The organism is Blastococcus sp. DSM 46786 (genome assembly GCF_900109665.1).
Taxonomy (GTDB): Bacteria; Actinomycetota; Actinomycetes; order Mycobacteriales; family Geodermatophilaceae; genus Blastococcus; species Blastococcus carthaginiensis.
Window position 1 is genome coordinate 90,556 of sequence record NZ_FOAO01000001.1, and the last position, 14,070, is coordinate 104,625.

Consider the following 14,070-nt stretch of genomic DNA (forward strand, 5'->3'; position numbering starts at 1 on the left):
CGACCGCCTACAACTGGTGCTGCACGGCGGTGCGCCGACGCAGGATGGGGCGCACGTGCTCGCGCACGAGCGTCTGGTGCGCCTCGTCCACCGCATAGGCGGCATACGCTTCGCGATCGGGCAGGTCCATGACCACGACGACGTCCCCGTTGCCGTCGGCCAGGCCGGCGTCGACACCCACGGTGAGCCGACCGAAGGCGGTCGCCGGTCCAGCCGCCCACGCCTCCAGGGCTGCGACAGCGGCCGCGCGTTCCTGCTCCGTGGCCTCGTCCGACCACTCGAACACCGCGACGTGCCGGAACACGGGGCCCCCTCCCGCTCGCTGTGACGCGCGCCATGCGAATCGAGGGGGACGCTAGCATATTTTTTGTACGGTCCAAATGTGCACGGCCCCGGCGAGCGCCGAGGCTCGGCCGGTCTCGCGAGGGACGCACCTCCGACTTCCGCTCGGGCCTTGTCCGAGCCCGTCGAGCGACCTGCGCCCTCGCCGACCGCGAGGACGAGATCACGGGTCGGGCACCGCCGAGCTCAGCCGTACGGGTTCAGGAGCTGGTCGACGGGGGCGAAGTCGTCGGTCAGCACGCCGGCGTCGCCGACGAACCGCGCCAGCTCCTCGCCCTCGGCGACCTGCCAGACCAGGTCCTGGTCACCCAGCGCCGCGGCGATCTCCCCCACCGGCAGCGGCTGCTGCGACGCCACCGCGATCACGTTGCCACCGTCCTCCCCGGCGAGCACCGGCGCGCGGGCGAGCAGGACCACGTGGTCGAACACCTCGCGCATCGTGGCCAGCTCCGCCCGCACGAACGACAGCGGCGGGTGGTCGATCAGGTTGACCGCGTAGACGCCGTCCTCGGCCAGGGCCCGGTCGACCAGCTCGAGCGCCTCGCGCGTCGTGAGCTGCCAGGGCACCGAGAGCCCGCCGAAGGCGTCGCCGACGACGAGGTCGCGCTCCCCCGCCGGCTCCTCGGCCAGCCCCACCCGGCCGTCGGCCACCCGCACCCGCAGGTCCGGCGAGGTCTCCAGCCCGAGCTGCTCGCGGTCCATGGCGACCACCTCGGGGTCGACCTCCACCACGAGGCTCTCCGTGCCGGGGCGCACCTCGGCCAGGTACCGCGGCAACGTGAGCCCGCCGCCGCCGACGTGCAACGCCGACACCGGCTCCCCCGCAGGGAAGACGGCGTCGGTCACCGCGGCGATCGCACGCACGTAGGCGAACTCCAGGTAGGTGGGGTCGGCCAGGTCGACGTAGGAGTGCCGCAGGGTGTCCAGCATCAGCACCCGGCCCGAGGGTCGCTCCGGGTCGGCGACCACGCGCGCGCAGTGGTAGGCGGTCTCCTCCTCGCACGGCGTCGGGGCGACCGCCGCCAGACCCCCGCCCACCACGACCAGCGCGAGCAGCCCGGCGGGGACGGTCCGGGGGCCGCCCCCGCGCCGCAGGACCACGCCCACCACCAGCCCGGTGAGCACGGTGACCGCACCGGTGGCGACCAGGATGACGCTGCTGGGCAGGATCGCCACGAGCACGAACCCGGTGGCGAACGTCGCCGCGATCCCGCCCAGGGTGCCGATGCCCGAGAGCCGCCCGACGACCGCGCCGGTCTCGTCCAGGCTGGCCAGCTGCAACTTCACCACCATCGGCGGCACCGCCGACAGCAGCGCGGCCGGCACGACGACGGCGACGGCGGCCAGCAGCAGCACCCCGCCGGCGTCGGCGCCGCTGAGCAGCGAGCCGGTGAAGCGCACCAGCGGCAGCACAGCCACGACCAGCGCGCCGCCGGCGACCAGCAGCGGCGCGAGGAGCCGGCGCGGGTCCGTGCGGTCGGCGGTGGCACCGCCCAGCCAGGCACCGGCGGCGATCGCCGCGAGGGCGAACCCGATGACGGCGGTGCTCGTCTGCACCGTGACGCCGACGTAGGGCGCGATGAGCCGCAGGCCGACGATCTCCAGCACGAGGACGGCGCCGGAGCTGAGGAAGGTCAGCCCCGCTGCGACCCAGGCCGGGAGCGCACCGCCGGGCGGTGGGGCCTGCGGCGGCGCGTCGACCGGGGCGGGGACCTCGTCCGCGACCACGTCAGAACAGCGCCGGCTGGTCGTCACTGCTCCGCAGGGGAACAGGAAAGGCGTCCTGATGAGCGGGTGCGTCCACGCCGTCCGCCCTGGCCAGCAGCTCGGGTCCGTTGTTCCGCACGCTGTTGACCGCCGGGCTCACCGGCCGCAGCTCCAGCCTCTCGACGAACTCGGGCGGCGTGGGCCTGGCGAGCTCCGCGACGTCCTCGCGCGCCGGGTCCAGCCACTCCGCCCAGCGCTCCTTCGGCAGCACCAGCGGCATGCGGTCGTGGATCTCGGAGAGGGAGCCGGTCGCCGGGGCGGTGACCACGGTGCACGTGTACAGCCGGTCCTCGCCCTTCCCCCAGACCTCCCAGAGGCCGGCCATGGCGAGCACCGAGCCGTCCTCCGGGGTGATGAAGTAGGGCTGCTTGGCCGGGGAGTCCAGGCGCTTGGCCCACTCGTACCAGCCGTCGGCCGGGACCAGGCACCGCCGCGAGCGGGCCGCGCTGCGGAAGGCCGGCTTCTCGGTCAGCGACTCCGCCCGCGCGTTGAGCATCCGGTTGCCGACCGACGCATCTTTGGCCCACGAGGGCACCAGCCCCCAGCGCACCGCCCGCAGCTCGCGGTGCCCCTCGTCGGTGGGCACGCCCTCGGCGTCGCGCTCCCGGGCGTGCCGCACCACGTGGACGTCCTTGGTCGGTGCCACGTTGTAGTCGGCAGCCAGCGGGGGCTGTCCTCCGGCGGGGACCGCCTCGAACTCGAGAACGAGGTCCTCGGGCTTGCGGCTGGCCGCGTAGCGACCGCACACGGGCGCCTCCTCGGGTCCGGTCGGTATTGACCGTTCGAACTCTAGGTGGCCCCGCCGACAGCGAACCTCGGGTGCGTGTCCCGCATGGGCGCGGGTAGCCCCCCTGTCGCAACAGCCGACGAGAGACGAGGATCACCGCGTGACTGTTACCCAGAAGCCACCGACCGAGCACCCGAAGACCGCCAGCGACGCCGCTGCCCGCCCGTACGCGACGGTGAATCCCTACACCGGGGAGACCGAGCAGGAGTTCCCGTTCCTCGACGCCGCCGAGATCGACGGCGTCATCGAGCGGGCGCACGCCGCGTACCAGGAGTGGCGGCGCCGTCCCGTGGCGGAGCGCGCGGCCGTCGTGGCGCGCGCCGCCGAGCTGCTGGGCGAGCGGCTCGACGAGTTCGCCGGACTCATCACCCGCGAGATGGGCAAGCGCCGCGACGAGGCCGTCGGGGAGCTCAAGCTCTGTTCGATGATCCTGAAGTACTACGCCGAGAAGGGCGCCGACTTCCTCGAGCCCACGTCGATCGACCCGATGTTCGGCAAGGGCGAGGCCGTCATCGGGACGGAGCCGATCGGTGTCCTGTTCGCCATCGAGCCGTGGAACTACCCCTTCTACCAGGTGGTCCGGGTCGCGGGGCCGAACCTTGTCCTGGGCAACACCGTCATCCTGAAGCACTCGGAGAACGTGCCGCAGTGCGCCCAGGCCATCGAGCGCCTCTTCACCGATGCGGGCGCCCCCGAGGGTCTCTTCACCAACGTCTTCCTGGCGATCTCCGACGTGGAACAGGTGATCGCCGACCGGCGGGTGCAGGGCGTGACCCTGACCGGCAGCGAGCGGGCCGGCAGCTCGGTCGCCGCCCTGGCCGGCAAGCACCTCAAGAAGTCGGTGCTCGAGCTCGGCGGAAGCGACCCGTTCATCGTGCTGGACGCCGAGGACATGGCCGCCACCGTCAAGGCGGCGACCATGGGCCGGATGCAGAACACCGGCCAGGCGTGCACCGCGTCCAAGCGGCTGATCGTCACCGAGGAGCTCTACGAGTCCTTCGTCGAGGGGCTCAAGCAGGCGTTCTCGACCTTCGCCCCCGGCGACCCGGCCGACCCGGGCACGACGCTGGCGCCGCTGTCCAGCGAGCGCGCCGCCCAGGACCTGCACGCGCAGATCCAGGACGCGATCGACAAGGGCGCGACCGTGATCGCCGGCGGCCAGCGCCCGGATCTGCCCGGCGCCTTCGTCGAGGCCACGATCCTGACCGACGTCACGCCGGAGATGCGGGCCTTCAGCGAGGAGCTGTTCGGCCCCGCGGCCGTCGTCTACAAGGTGAAGGACGCCGACGAGGCCGTCGAGCTGGCGAACAACAGCGACTTCGGCCTCGGTGCCACCGTCATGAGCAGCGACCTCGACCGCGCGCGGTCGGTGGCCGAACGGCTCGAGGCCGGCATGGTGTGGATCAACCAGCCCACGGCCTCCTTCCCGGACCTCCCCTTCGGCGGCGTCAAGCGGTCCGGCTACGGCCGCGAGCTCTCCGAGCTGGCGATGTTCGAGTTCGCCAACCGGCGGCTGCTGCGCACCGTGCCGGTCAGGAAGGCCGACAAGCCGCAGGCCGGCTGAGCGGTAGAAGGACCCCGCTGCCCCCACCACTCGCAAGCTCACGGCGGGCCCCTGCAGCGGGGCCGCAGGGCCAGGCAGGATGGACCCGTGACGCCTGCCTGGTCCGCACCGCACCACCCGTCCCCTGTCGGCGCCGTCGTCACCCTGCCCGGCTCCAAGTCCCTGACCGCCCGGGCCCTGGTGCTGGCGGCGCTCGCGGACGGCCCGAGCCGGCTGGTGCGGCCGCTCCGGGCGCGCGACACCGACCTCATGGCCGCGGCGCTGCGCGCCCTCGGGGTGCAGGTGGTGGACGACGGCGACGACGTGGTCGTGACCCCGGGTCCGCTGCGCGGTCCGGCCGTGGTCGACGCCGGGCTGGCCGGCACGATCCTGCGGTTCCTGCCGCCGGTGGCCGCCCTGGCCGACGGCCCGGTGCGCGTCGACGGCGACCCGCGGCTGCACGAGCGGCCCAACGGCGGTCTGCTCGCCGCGCTGCGCGCCCTGGGTGTGCGGGTCGACGACGACGGTCGCGGCCGCGCGCCGTTCACCGTGCACGGCGCCGGCCGGGTGCGGGGCGGCCCCGTCGAGGTCGACGCCGGGGAGTCCTCCCAGATCGTCTCGGGGCTGCTGCTGGCCGCCGCCCGCTTCGACGAGGGCCTGGACCTCGCACTGGCCGGCGGGGTCCCCTCGATGCCGCACGTCGAGATGACGGTGACCACGCTGCGGGAGCACGGCGTCGACGTCACCGCCACCGACCGCGGCTGGCGGGTCGCCCCCGGGCCGGTCGCCGCGCTCGACCGGGTGGTCGAGCCCGACCTCTCCAACGCCGCGCCGTTCCTCGCGGCCGCGCTGGTCACCGGTGGCCGGGTCACCGTGCGCGACTGGCCGGCCGTCACCACGCAGCCCGGGGCGCACCTGGACCGGCTGCTGCCCGCGATGGGCGCCGAGGTGGTCCGCACGGCCGAGGGGCTGCAGGTCACCGGCACCGGCACCGTCCGGCCGCTGGTCGCCGACCTGGGCGAGGTGGGCGAGCTGACGCCGGTGCTCGCCGCGCTGTGCGCGCTGGCCGACGGCCCGTCCCGGCTCACCGGGATCGCGCACCTGCGCGGGCACGAGACCGACCGGCTGCAGGCGCTCGACGAGGTGCTGACCGCCGTGGGCACCCGGGTGCGGCAGCTGCCCGACGGGCTGGAGATCGAGCCCGGCCCCCGGCGGGCCGCGGTGCTCGACTCCTACGCCGACCACCGCATGGTCATGGCCGCCGCCGTCCTCGGCCTCGCGGTCGAGGGCATCACGGTCACCGACGCCGGCGCGGTCACCAAGACCCTGCCCGACTTCCGCGAACGCTGGGCCGGCCTGCTGGGCGAGCCGATCGGGGCCGTCCCCTGAGCGGGCAGCGCGGTGCCCGGCGGATGGACGAGGACGACGTCCGCGTCCGGCCCAGCCGGCGCGGCTCGCGCCCCCGCACCCGCACCCGGCCCATGCACGCCGACGCCGTCCCCGGCCTGGTGATCGCCGTCGACCGCGGGCGGATGACGGTGCGGGTCGAGGGGCCCGGCGGCGCGCCGGTCGACGTCACGGCGATGCGGGCCCGGGAGCTGGGGCGGCACGGCGTCGTCGTCGGCGACCGGGTGCGGGTCGTCGGGGACACCAGCGGGCGCACGGACACCCTGGCCCGCATCGTCGTCATCGAGGAGCGGGCCACGTCGCTGCGCCGCACCGCCGACGACACCGATCCCACTGAGCGCGTGGTCGTCGCCAACGCCGACCTGCTGGTCATCGTCACCTCGGTCACCGACCCCGAGCCGGCGTACGGCTTCCTCGACCGCTGCCTGGTCGCCGCCTACGCCGGCGGGCTCGAGCCGCTGCTGTGCCTCACCAAGACCGATCTCGCGTCCGCGGAGCCGCTGCTGGCCCGCTACGCCGGGCTCAGCCTCGACGCGGTCCCCATGTCCCGGGAGCTCCCGCTGGAGGACCTGGTGGACCGGTTGCGCGACCGGATGAGCGTCTTCGTCGGCCAGTCCGGCGTCGGGAAGTCCACGCTGGTCAACCGGCTCGTGCCCGACGCGCTGCGGGCGACCGGCGACGTCAGCAAGATCGGCAAAGGCCGGCACACGTCGTCGTCGGCGGTGCTGTTCGATCTGCCCGGCGGCGGGACCGTCATCGACACCCCCGGCATCCGTTCGTTCGGCCTGGCCCACGTCACCGCCGACGACGTCCTCTCCGCGTTCGAGGACATCGCCGAGGCCGCGACCGAGTGCCCGCCCGGGTGCGGGCACACCGCCGAGGACCCGGACTGCGCGCTCGACGCCTGGGCGGCCGCGGGACCGCCGGCCCGGGAGCAGCAGCTGGCCGCGCTGCGCGTCCTGCTGGGCGCGGTGGGCCAGGTCGGCCCCGGCTACTGAAAGGACCCCCTGCCCCCACGGCTCGCACGCTCACCGCGGGGCCCTGCAGGGGGCCGTTCCAGCACGTCACCACGCTCGGCGCGAGCCTCTGGACGGGGCCGTTCCAGCACGTCACCAGCGCCGGCGCGGCTCGACGAAGAGGACGTCGGCCATCGGCTCGTCGACCGCCTCGATCCGCAGGTCGTGGCCCCGTCCTGCGATGTCGCCGCCGAGGGCCTCGGTGAGCACGCAGACGCCGGTCTGCACGTCCAGCCGCACCCGGTATGCCCCCGGGTACTCCTCCAGGACGTGCTGCGGGTGGTCGCGGTACTCGTCCAGGTCCACCTCGCGCGAGCGGAGCAACGGGCAGCAGCCGCAGCGCGGCTCGTAGGCGTCGGTCGGCCGGACAACGGCCTCCCACGCCGGCCGCCCGGCGTGCTCGACCTCCACCACGGAGCCCACCTCCAGCGCAGGCACCAGCACCTCGGTGTCCACGGTGTCCGGCTCGCGGCCGTCCGCCAGCTCCGCCGGGTCGAGCATGGCCACCCAGTGGTAGTCCTGGTGCATCGGGTCGTCGAGATCGTGGTCCCACGACCGTCGCCGCTCCGCGACCAGCCCGTCCGGCCGGAGCAAGGGCTGCGGTCCCGCGTCCCGCGCCGGCTCCCGGACCACCTGCAGCAGCACGCCGGCGACCGTCTCGACGCGCAGCACGTCCGGACGGCGCAGCCACGCACGGACGGCACCGGGCTTCCACGGGTCCGCCGGCCAGCGGACGGAGAACCGCAGCGTCGACCAGCGCCACGGCGAGGAGCGCGCGAAGGCGGCGAACGAGTCGGCTGACGGGCTGGGCACCGGAGAAGTCTGCGGCGCCAGCGGCTCTGGCGTCGAACGACTTGTCGACATCGCCACCTGTCGACTCGTCGAGGTGTCGAGTCCAGGGACCGTGCGCGCTCAGACCTCGACGTAGCCGCCGCTGCGCCAGTAGACGCCCGCCTCGCGGGTGAGGAACCCCTCGTCGACCAGGTACCGGCGCAGCGCCGCGACGTCGGGGTGCCAGACGGCGAGCAGCGCGTTCACCTCGCGCTCGGGGTAGCGGACGCCGGGCTCGAAGACGCGCACCAGGTGGTCGAGGACGACCAGCCGCTTGCTGCGCTGCGAGGGGATCGACACCAGCCGCCCGTCGCGGACGAAGGCCGAGAGCACCGCGTCGGCCGCCGGGTCGTCCGACAGCGGCTCAGGTGGGGGCGCCGCCTCCGCGGCCGCCCGCGCGGCCGCGGAGAACCGCTCGGCGCGCAGCACCAGGGCGTGGCCGTCGCGGTGCACCAGCCCCGCCCGCGCCAGGCGGCGGGCCGCGAGGGCGACCTCCTTGAGCCCCAGCCCCGCGGCCTCGGCGACCTCCTCGATCGTGCCGGCGCCGAGCGCCAGCGCCGCGACCACCTTCAGCCGCACCGGGTCCGCGAGCAGCCCCGCGATCGTCGCCGCGTCCACGCCCCGACGGTAATCGGTGCATCGGCCACCGCTGCCCGGGTAGGGAGCGGGACATGGTGAGCCCCATCGACATCCAGAAGGCCCTGTCCGGCATCGACTACCCCGCGCGCAAGGACGACATCGTCAAGCACGCCGAGCAGCACGGGGGCGACGGGGAGGTGCTGGAGGCGCTGAAGAAGATCGAGGACCGCGAGTACGAAGGGCCCAGCGGGGTCAGTTCCGCCGTCTTCGACTGACGCACCGCTAGGTTGGGTGCCCATGACGTCGGGTCGGGGCTTCTCAGAGGACATGCGGCTGGCACACGTGCTGGCCGACCAGGCCGACTCGATCAGCATGGAGCGGTTCAAGGCGCAGGACCTGACGGTCGAGACCAAGCCCGACCTGACGCCGGTCACCGACGCCGACCGGGCGGTCGAGGAGATGCTGCGCATCACGCTGAGCCGGGCCCGCACGCGGGACGCGGTCCTCGGCGAGGAGTTCGGCACGACCGGCCACGGCTCGCGCCGCTGGGTGCTCGACCCGATCGACGGGACGAAGAACTTCGTCCGCGGGGTGCCGGTCTGGGCCACGCTGATCGCGCTGTTCGACGGCGACGAGCCGGTGGTGGGCCTGGTCTCCGCGCCGGCGCTGAACAAGCGGTGGTGGGCGGCCAAGGACGTCGGCGCCTGGACCGGGCGCCGGCTGGAGTCGGCCACCCGCTGCCGCGTGTCGGAGGTGTCGCAGCTCGGTGACGCCAGCCTCAGCTACTCCAGCCTCTCGGGCTGGGAGGAGCGCGGAGGGCTCGAGGGCTTCCTCGGCCTGAGCCGCTCGGTGTGGCGCACCCGGGCCTACGGCGACTTCTGGAGCTACGTGCTGCTCGCCGAGGGCGCGGTCGACATCGCCTGCGAGCCGGAGGTGTCGCTGTGGGACCTCGCGGCGCTGGACGTGATCGTCCGGGAGGCCGGCGGCCGGTTCACCGACATCACCGGCGCTCCCGGGCCGGCCGGGGGCAGCGCGCTGGCGACCAACGGCAAGCTGCACGACGCCGCCCTCCAGCAGCTGCGGTCGGCGGGCCGGCCGACCCCCGCCTGACCGGCCGGCTCAGCGGCGCGGCGCCACCAGCACCTCCGCCGCCCGCTGCGGGACGACGTCGGCTCCGACGCCCCGCGCCGCCAGCACCGCGGCCCCGATCGCCGAGGCGCTGCGCAGCGCGAGGGGGCGGACCGGCCGGCCGAGCTCGTCGGCGAGCAGCTGCTGGACGACGGCGCTGCGGGCCCCGCCGCCGGTGAGCACCACCGGTCCGTCGCCGGGCCCCCCGAGCAGCGCTGCGGCGGCGGCCACGGCGCGGACGACGCCCTCGACCGCCGCCCGCGCCAGGTGCGCCCGGGTGGTCCCCGGGTGCAGCCCGTCCCACCCGGCCCGGTCGTCGGGCCCGGCCACGCCCCCACGCTCGCCGGTGAGGAAGGGGCGGAAGACCACGCCCCCGGCACCGGGCACCGACGCGGCGGCCGCGAACAGCTCCGGCCAGGTCAGGCCGAGGACGTCGCACACCCAGGCCCAGGCCGAGCCGCCGTTCCGCAGCGCCGCCATCGCGTACCAGCCGTCCTCGACGTCGGCGTAGCCGTGCACCACCGGGTCCTCGACCGGCTGCGGCGACCAGCCCGGGCGCAGCACCTGCGCGCCGGTGCCGAGGTTCACCTGCAGGCCCTCGGCCGTCCCGGCCGCCAGCAGCGCCAGTGGGGTGTCGGCGCCGCCCACCACGACGGGCACGTCGCCGGCGGCGAGCGGCGTGGTCCCGGCCACCTCCACCGAGGGGCGGACCGCCGGCAGCAGCTCGACGGGGAGCCCGGCCGCGCGGGCCGCCGCGCCCGACCAGGCGTCGGAGGGGACGTCCCAGAGCAGCGTCCCCGAGGCGTCGCTGCGGTCGGTGACCGGCGGCCCGCCGGGCACGAGGGAGGCGCGCAGGGCGTCCTTGGGCAGCAGCACCGTGGCGGCGCGCTCGACCACCGCCGGCTCGTGCACCGCCAGCCAGGCGACCAGGGGCCCGGTCATGCCGGGGACGAGCGGGTTGGCCAGCGCGGCGCGGTCGTCCCTCGGCAGCCGGCGCCACCGGGCCAGAGCAGTGCCGGCCCGGGAGTCGGGCCAGAGCAGTGCCGGGCGCAGGGCGCGCCCGGCGCGGTCGACGAGCACCGCACCGTGCATCTGCCCGGACAGCCCCAGTGCCTGCACCGGGGCCCCGCGCAGCGCGGGGAGCAGCTCCGCGAGGGCGGTGTCGAACGCCCGGCGCCAGACGGCGACGTCGATCTCCGCCCGGTCCGGGGCCGGCCGGTCGTGGGCGTACCCGGCCTCGGCCTCGGCGACCACCGCGCCGCCGTCGTCGAGCGCGACGAGCTTGAGCCCGCTCGTGCCGAGGTCGGCGCCGAGAAACACCTCCCCCACGGCGCCGGTCAGCGCTCGGGGCTGTCGCCGTAGGCGTAGCTGCTGTCCACGTACCGCCCACCGGCCGCCGCCCCCGGGGGCGCGATGGCGTCGAGCCGCGCGAGGTCCTCGGCGGAGAGCTCGACGGCGGCCGCGGCCACGTTCTCCTCCAGGTAGGCACGGCGCTTGGTACCGGGGATCGGCACGACGTCCTCCCCCTGCGCCAGCACCCAGGCCAGCGCCAGCTGCCCTGCGGTCACGCCCCTCTCCTGGGCGAGGGCCCGGACGGCGTCGACCAGCCGCAGGTTGGCGGTGAACGCCTCGCCGGTGAACCGCGGGTGGCCGCGCCGCCAGTCGTCCTCGCCGAAGTCCTCGGGGCTGCGGATCGCCCCGGTGAGGAAGCCGCGGCCCAGCGGGCTGAACGGCACGATCCCGATCCCGTGCTCGCGGGCGACCCCCAGCACCGTGTCCCGACCTGCCCCGTGAACCTCCAGGTCCCGGGTCCACAGCGACCACTCGCTCTGCAGCGCCGCGATCGGGTGCACCGCGACCGCGCGGCGGATCGAGGCGGCGCTCGCCTCCGACAGCCCGAGGTGGCGCACCTTGCCCTCGGCCACCAGCTCGGCCATCGCGCCGACGGTGTCCTCGATCGGCACCCGCGGGTCGACCCGGTGCTGGTAGTAGAGGTCGATCACCTCGACCCGCAGCCGGCGCAGGCTGGCCTCGGCGCAGGCCCGCACGTTCTCGGGGCGGCCGTCGATCCGCACCCCGCCGTCCGGGGTCCGGGACAGCGAGAACTTCGTCGCCAGCTGCACCCCGTCGCGCCGCCCGGCGATCGCCTCGCCCACCAGCTCCTCGTTGTGGCCGCTGCCGTAGACGTCGGAGGTGTCCAGGAGAGTCACGCCCAGCTCCAGCGCGCGGTGGACGGTCGCGATCGACTCCGTGCGGTCGGCGGCACCGTACATCTGGCTCATCCCCATGCAGCCCAGGCCCTGGGCGGAGACGGTCAGGCCGTCGCGGCCGAGCGTGCGGGTACCGACGGGAGAGGTGGCGGGAGGCATGGCCGCATCCTCGTCCGCGCGTCGCGTCGTCCGCCACCGCTCCCGTTTCCCCGCCGGGCCCCCGGGTAGCCGGTGCGGGCACCGACCTACCGGAGGACCCGATGAGCTCCAGCCGCACCCGTCCCGGTCCGCGCCGCACCGCCCGCGTCCTCGGTCTCGCCAGCACCGGCCTCGGCGTCGCGATGCTGCGGGACCCGAAGGGCGTCGCGCGGTTCTCCGGCGTCGACGACTCGGCGACCGCGCTGTCGGTGATCCCGCTCGTCGGCGCCCGCGAGCTGCTGCACGCCCTGCCGCTGCTCGCCGGCCGGCCCGGCTGGGCCTGGACCCGGGTGGCCGGCGACGCCGTCGACCTCACCGCCATGGGCGTGGCCCTGTCGAACCGTGGCGGTGAGCGCGGCCGCCGGCTGCGCACCGCCACGGCCGCCGTCGCCGCCCTGGCCGCGCTGGACCTGCTCACCGCCGCGCGGTCCCGCCGGGCCGGCAGCCGCAGCGCCGCCCGCGAGCTGCTGCCCTCCTCGGCCCCGTGGACGAGCGCGATCGACGTCTCGGCGGCCACCACCGTGAGCAAGCCGCCGCAGGAGGTCTACGCCCGCTGGCACGACTTCACCCGGCTGCCGGAGTTCATGGCGCACGTGCGCGAGGTGCGCGCCGCCGGCATCGGGCGCTGGCACTGGGTCGCCGAGGCGCCGGGCCGGCGCACCGTGGAGTGGGACGCCGAGGTGGTCGAGGAGTCCCCGGGCGAGCGGATCCGCTGGCGCTCGCTGCCGGGTGCGGACGTCGAGAACGCCGGCGTCGTCGAGTTCCGCCCGGCCCCCGGCGACCAGGGCACCGAGGTGCGCGTGCGGCTGGCCTACGCGCAGCCCGGCGGCACGGCCGGCAAGGCGGTCGCGAAGCTGTTCGGCGAGGCCCCCGACCAGCAGGTCCGCGACGACCTCGCGCGCTTCAAGCAGATCCTCGAGACCGGGCAGGTGGTCCGCTCCGAGGGCACCCCCGAGGGCCCGCTGGCCCGCCGGATGGCGAAGCAGCAGCCCGCCGCACCCCGTTCCTGACCCCGCCGACCGGAAGGACCACCCCGTGCGCGCCACCCAGTGGATGGGCAAGAACCACGTCGAGGTCAACGAGGTCCCCGACCCGCAGCTGCTGAACGACCGCGACGCGATCGTGAGGGTCACCTCCACCGCCATCTGCGGCTCCGACCTGCACCTCTACGACGGCTTCATCCCGACGATGAAGAAGGGCGACATCCTCGGCCACGAGTTCATGGGCGAGGTGGTCGAGCTCGGCAGGGGCGTCTCGAACCTGCGCGTCGGCGACCGCGTCGTCGTGCCGTTCCCGATTGCCTGCGGCGCCTGCAACGCCTGCGCGCGCGGCCTGTTCTCCGTCTGCGAGAACTCGAACCCGAACGCCGGCATGGCGCAGAAGCTCTGGGGCCACTCGCCCTGCGGCATCTTCGGCTACTCGCACCTGGTCGGCGGCTACCCCGGCGGGCAGGCCGAGTACGCCCGCGTGCCGTTCGCCGATGTCGGCCCGCTGAAGATCGAGGACGACCTCACCGACGAGCAGGTGCTGTTCCTCTCCGACATCTTCCCGACCGGCTACATGGGCGCGGAGATGTGCGACATCTCCCCCGGCGACGTCGTCGCCGTCTGGGGCGCCGGGCCCGTGGGCCTGTTCGCGGTGGCCAGCGCGAGGATGCTCGGCGCCGAGCGGGTCGTCGCCATCGACCGGTTCGGCTACCGGCTGGACAAGGCGCGCGAGGCCGGCGCCACCGACGTCCTGGACTACGAGGAGGTCGACGTCCTCGATGCGCTGGACGAGCTCACCGCCGGCCGCGGCCCCGACGGGTGCATCGACGCCGCCGGGCTGGAGGCCACCCACCCCACCACCGCGGTGGACGCCTACGACCGGGCGAAGACCGCCGTCATGGCCGAGACCGAGCGGCCGCACGCCCTGCGCGAGGCGATCATGGCCTGCCGCAACGGCGGCACGGTCTCGATCATCGGGGTCTACGGCGGGCTCATGGACAAGTTCCCGGTCGGCTCGCTGATGAACCGGTCGCTGACCGTGCGCACCGGGCAGGCGCACGTGCAGCGCTACCTGAGGCCGCTCTACGAGAAGATCCGCGACGGCGAGATCGACCCGACCTTCCTGATCTCGCACACCCTGCCGCTGGACCGGGCGCCGGAGGGCTACCGGATGTTCCGGGACAAGGAGGACGACTGCACCAAGGTCGTCCTCAAGCCCTGATCCGCCGCATCTGGTGGGATGGGGGGCGACCGGGGCCGGCAACGCGGCCGGCCC

14 protein-coding genes are annotated in these 14,070 nt (G+C 75.0%); 7 read left to right on the top strand and 7 right to left on the bottom strand.

Going from position 1 to position 14,070, the window contains the following annotated elements; genetic code table 11:
* Positions 1-7: 7 nt before the first annotated feature.
* The 3 genes from BMW62_RS00445 to BMW62_RS00455 form a co-directional block, all read right to left on the bottom strand.
* Positions 8-304: a Dabb family protein gene (locus BMW62_RS00445; RefSeq protein ID WP_091928872.1), complete on the bottom strand. Its 297-nt coding sequence runs from the start codon at positions 302-304 to the stop codon at positions 8-10.
* A 224-nt stretch (positions 305-528) separates the two neighbouring features.
* Positions 529-2,070 carry a fused MFS/spermidine synthase gene (locus tag BMW62_RS00450; protein ID WP_091928873.1) on the bottom strand — a complete coding sequence of 514 codons (1,542 nt, stop codon included), beginning with the start codon at positions 2,068-2,070 and terminating at the stop codon, positions 529-531.
* A gap of 1 nt (position 2,071) precedes the next feature.
* The gene (locus BMW62_RS00455; RefSeq protein WP_091928874.1) at positions 2,072-2,857 is read right to left on the bottom strand and encodes an SOS response-associated peptidase; all 786 of its coding nucleotides are present in this window, start codon (positions 2,855-2,857) and stop codon (positions 2,072-2,074) included.
* Positions 2,858-2,996: 139 nt separating this feature from the next.
* On the opposite strand from BMW62_RS00455, the gene BMW62_RS00460 reads away from it, so the two are divergent.
* The 3 genes from BMW62_RS00460 (at position 2,997) to rsgA (ending at position 6,844) form a co-directional block, all read left to right on the top strand.
* Positions 2,997-4,460: an NAD-dependent succinate-semialdehyde dehydrogenase gene (locus BMW62_RS00460; RefSeq protein ID WP_091928875.1), complete on the top strand. Its 1,464-nt coding sequence runs from the start codon at positions 2,997-2,999 to the stop codon at positions 4,458-4,460.
* An 87-nt stretch (positions 4,461-4,547) separates the two neighbouring features.
* Complete coding sequence (gene aroA / locus BMW62_RS00465; RefSeq protein WP_091928876.1) at positions 4,548-5,828, top strand: 3-phosphoshikimate 1-carboxyvinyltransferase; 1,281 nt, start codon at positions 4,548-4,550, stop codon at positions 5,826-5,828.
* Between the two features lie 23 nt (positions 5,829-5,851).
* Positions 5,852-6,844 carry a ribosome small subunit-dependent GTPase A gene (rsgA, locus tag BMW62_RS00470; protein ID WP_091928877.1) on the top strand — a complete coding sequence of 331 codons (993 nt, stop codon included), beginning with the start codon at positions 5,852-5,854 and terminating at the stop codon, positions 6,842-6,844.
* A 111-nt stretch (positions 6,845-6,955) separates the two neighbouring features.
* Here rsgA and BMW62_RS00475 read toward each other — a convergent pair whose 3' ends face one another.
* On the bottom strand, positions 6,956-7,675 hold the full coding sequence (locus tag BMW62_RS00475) for a hypothetical protein (RefSeq protein ID WP_091928878.1): 720 nt from the start codon (positions 7,673-7,675) through the stop codon (positions 6,956-6,958).
* A gap of 99 nt (positions 7,676-7,774) precedes the next feature.
* Positions 7,775-8,311: a DUF2087 domain-containing protein gene (locus BMW62_RS00480; protein ID WP_091928879.1), complete on the bottom strand. Its 537-nt coding sequence runs from the start codon at positions 8,309-8,311 to the stop codon at positions 7,775-7,777.
* Positions 8,312-8,364: 53 nt separating this feature from the next.
* Between BMW62_RS00480 and BMW62_RS00485 the strand changes: the two genes are divergently transcribed.
* Both BMW62_RS00485 and hisN read left to right on the top strand, forming a co-directional pair.
* Positions 8,365-8,547, top strand: a complete 183-nt coding sequence (locus tag BMW62_RS00485) for a DUF2795 domain-containing protein (protein ID WP_091928880.1) — start codon at positions 8,365-8,367, stop codon at positions 8,545-8,547.
* Positions 8,548-8,569: 22 nt separating this feature from the next.
* The gene (gene hisN / locus BMW62_RS00490; protein ID WP_091928881.1) at positions 8,570-9,382 is read left to right on the top strand and encodes a histidinol-phosphatase; all 813 of its coding nucleotides are present in this window, start codon (positions 8,570-8,572) and stop codon (positions 9,380-9,382) included.
* A gap of 9 nt (positions 9,383-9,391) precedes the next feature.
* Here the strand turns inward: hisN and BMW62_RS00495 are convergent, their stop codons facing one another.
* Positions 9,392-10,729, bottom strand: coding sequence for an FGGY family carbohydrate kinase (locus BMW62_RS00495; RefSeq protein WP_091928882.1), 1,338 nt, complete (start codon positions 10,727-10,729; stop codon positions 9,392-9,394).
* A gap of 8 nt (positions 10,730-10,737) precedes the next feature.
* Positions 10,738-11,769 carry an aldo/keto reductase gene (locus BMW62_RS00500; protein ID WP_091928883.1) on the bottom strand — a complete coding sequence of 344 codons (1,032 nt, stop codon included), beginning with the start codon at positions 11,767-11,769 and terminating at the stop codon, positions 10,738-10,740.
* A 101-nt stretch (positions 11,770-11,870) separates the two neighbouring features.
* Here BMW62_RS00500 and BMW62_RS00505 point away from each other — a divergent pair, with 101 nt between their 5' ends.
* Together BMW62_RS00505 and BMW62_RS00510 are read left to right on the top strand one after the other, a co-directional pair.
* Positions 11,871-12,818 (top strand): SRPBCC family protein, encoded by a 948-nt coding sequence (locus tag BMW62_RS00505; RefSeq protein WP_091928884.1) that lies wholly within the window; start codon positions 11,871-11,873, stop codon positions 12,816-12,818.
* Between the two features lie 25 nt (positions 12,819-12,843).
* A complete protein-coding gene (locus tag BMW62_RS00510) occupies positions 12,844-14,016 on the top strand; it encodes a zinc-dependent alcohol dehydrogenase (protein ID WP_091928885.1) in 1,173 nt (390 codons plus the stop codon).
* Positions 14,017-14,070: the final 54 nt, after the last annotated feature.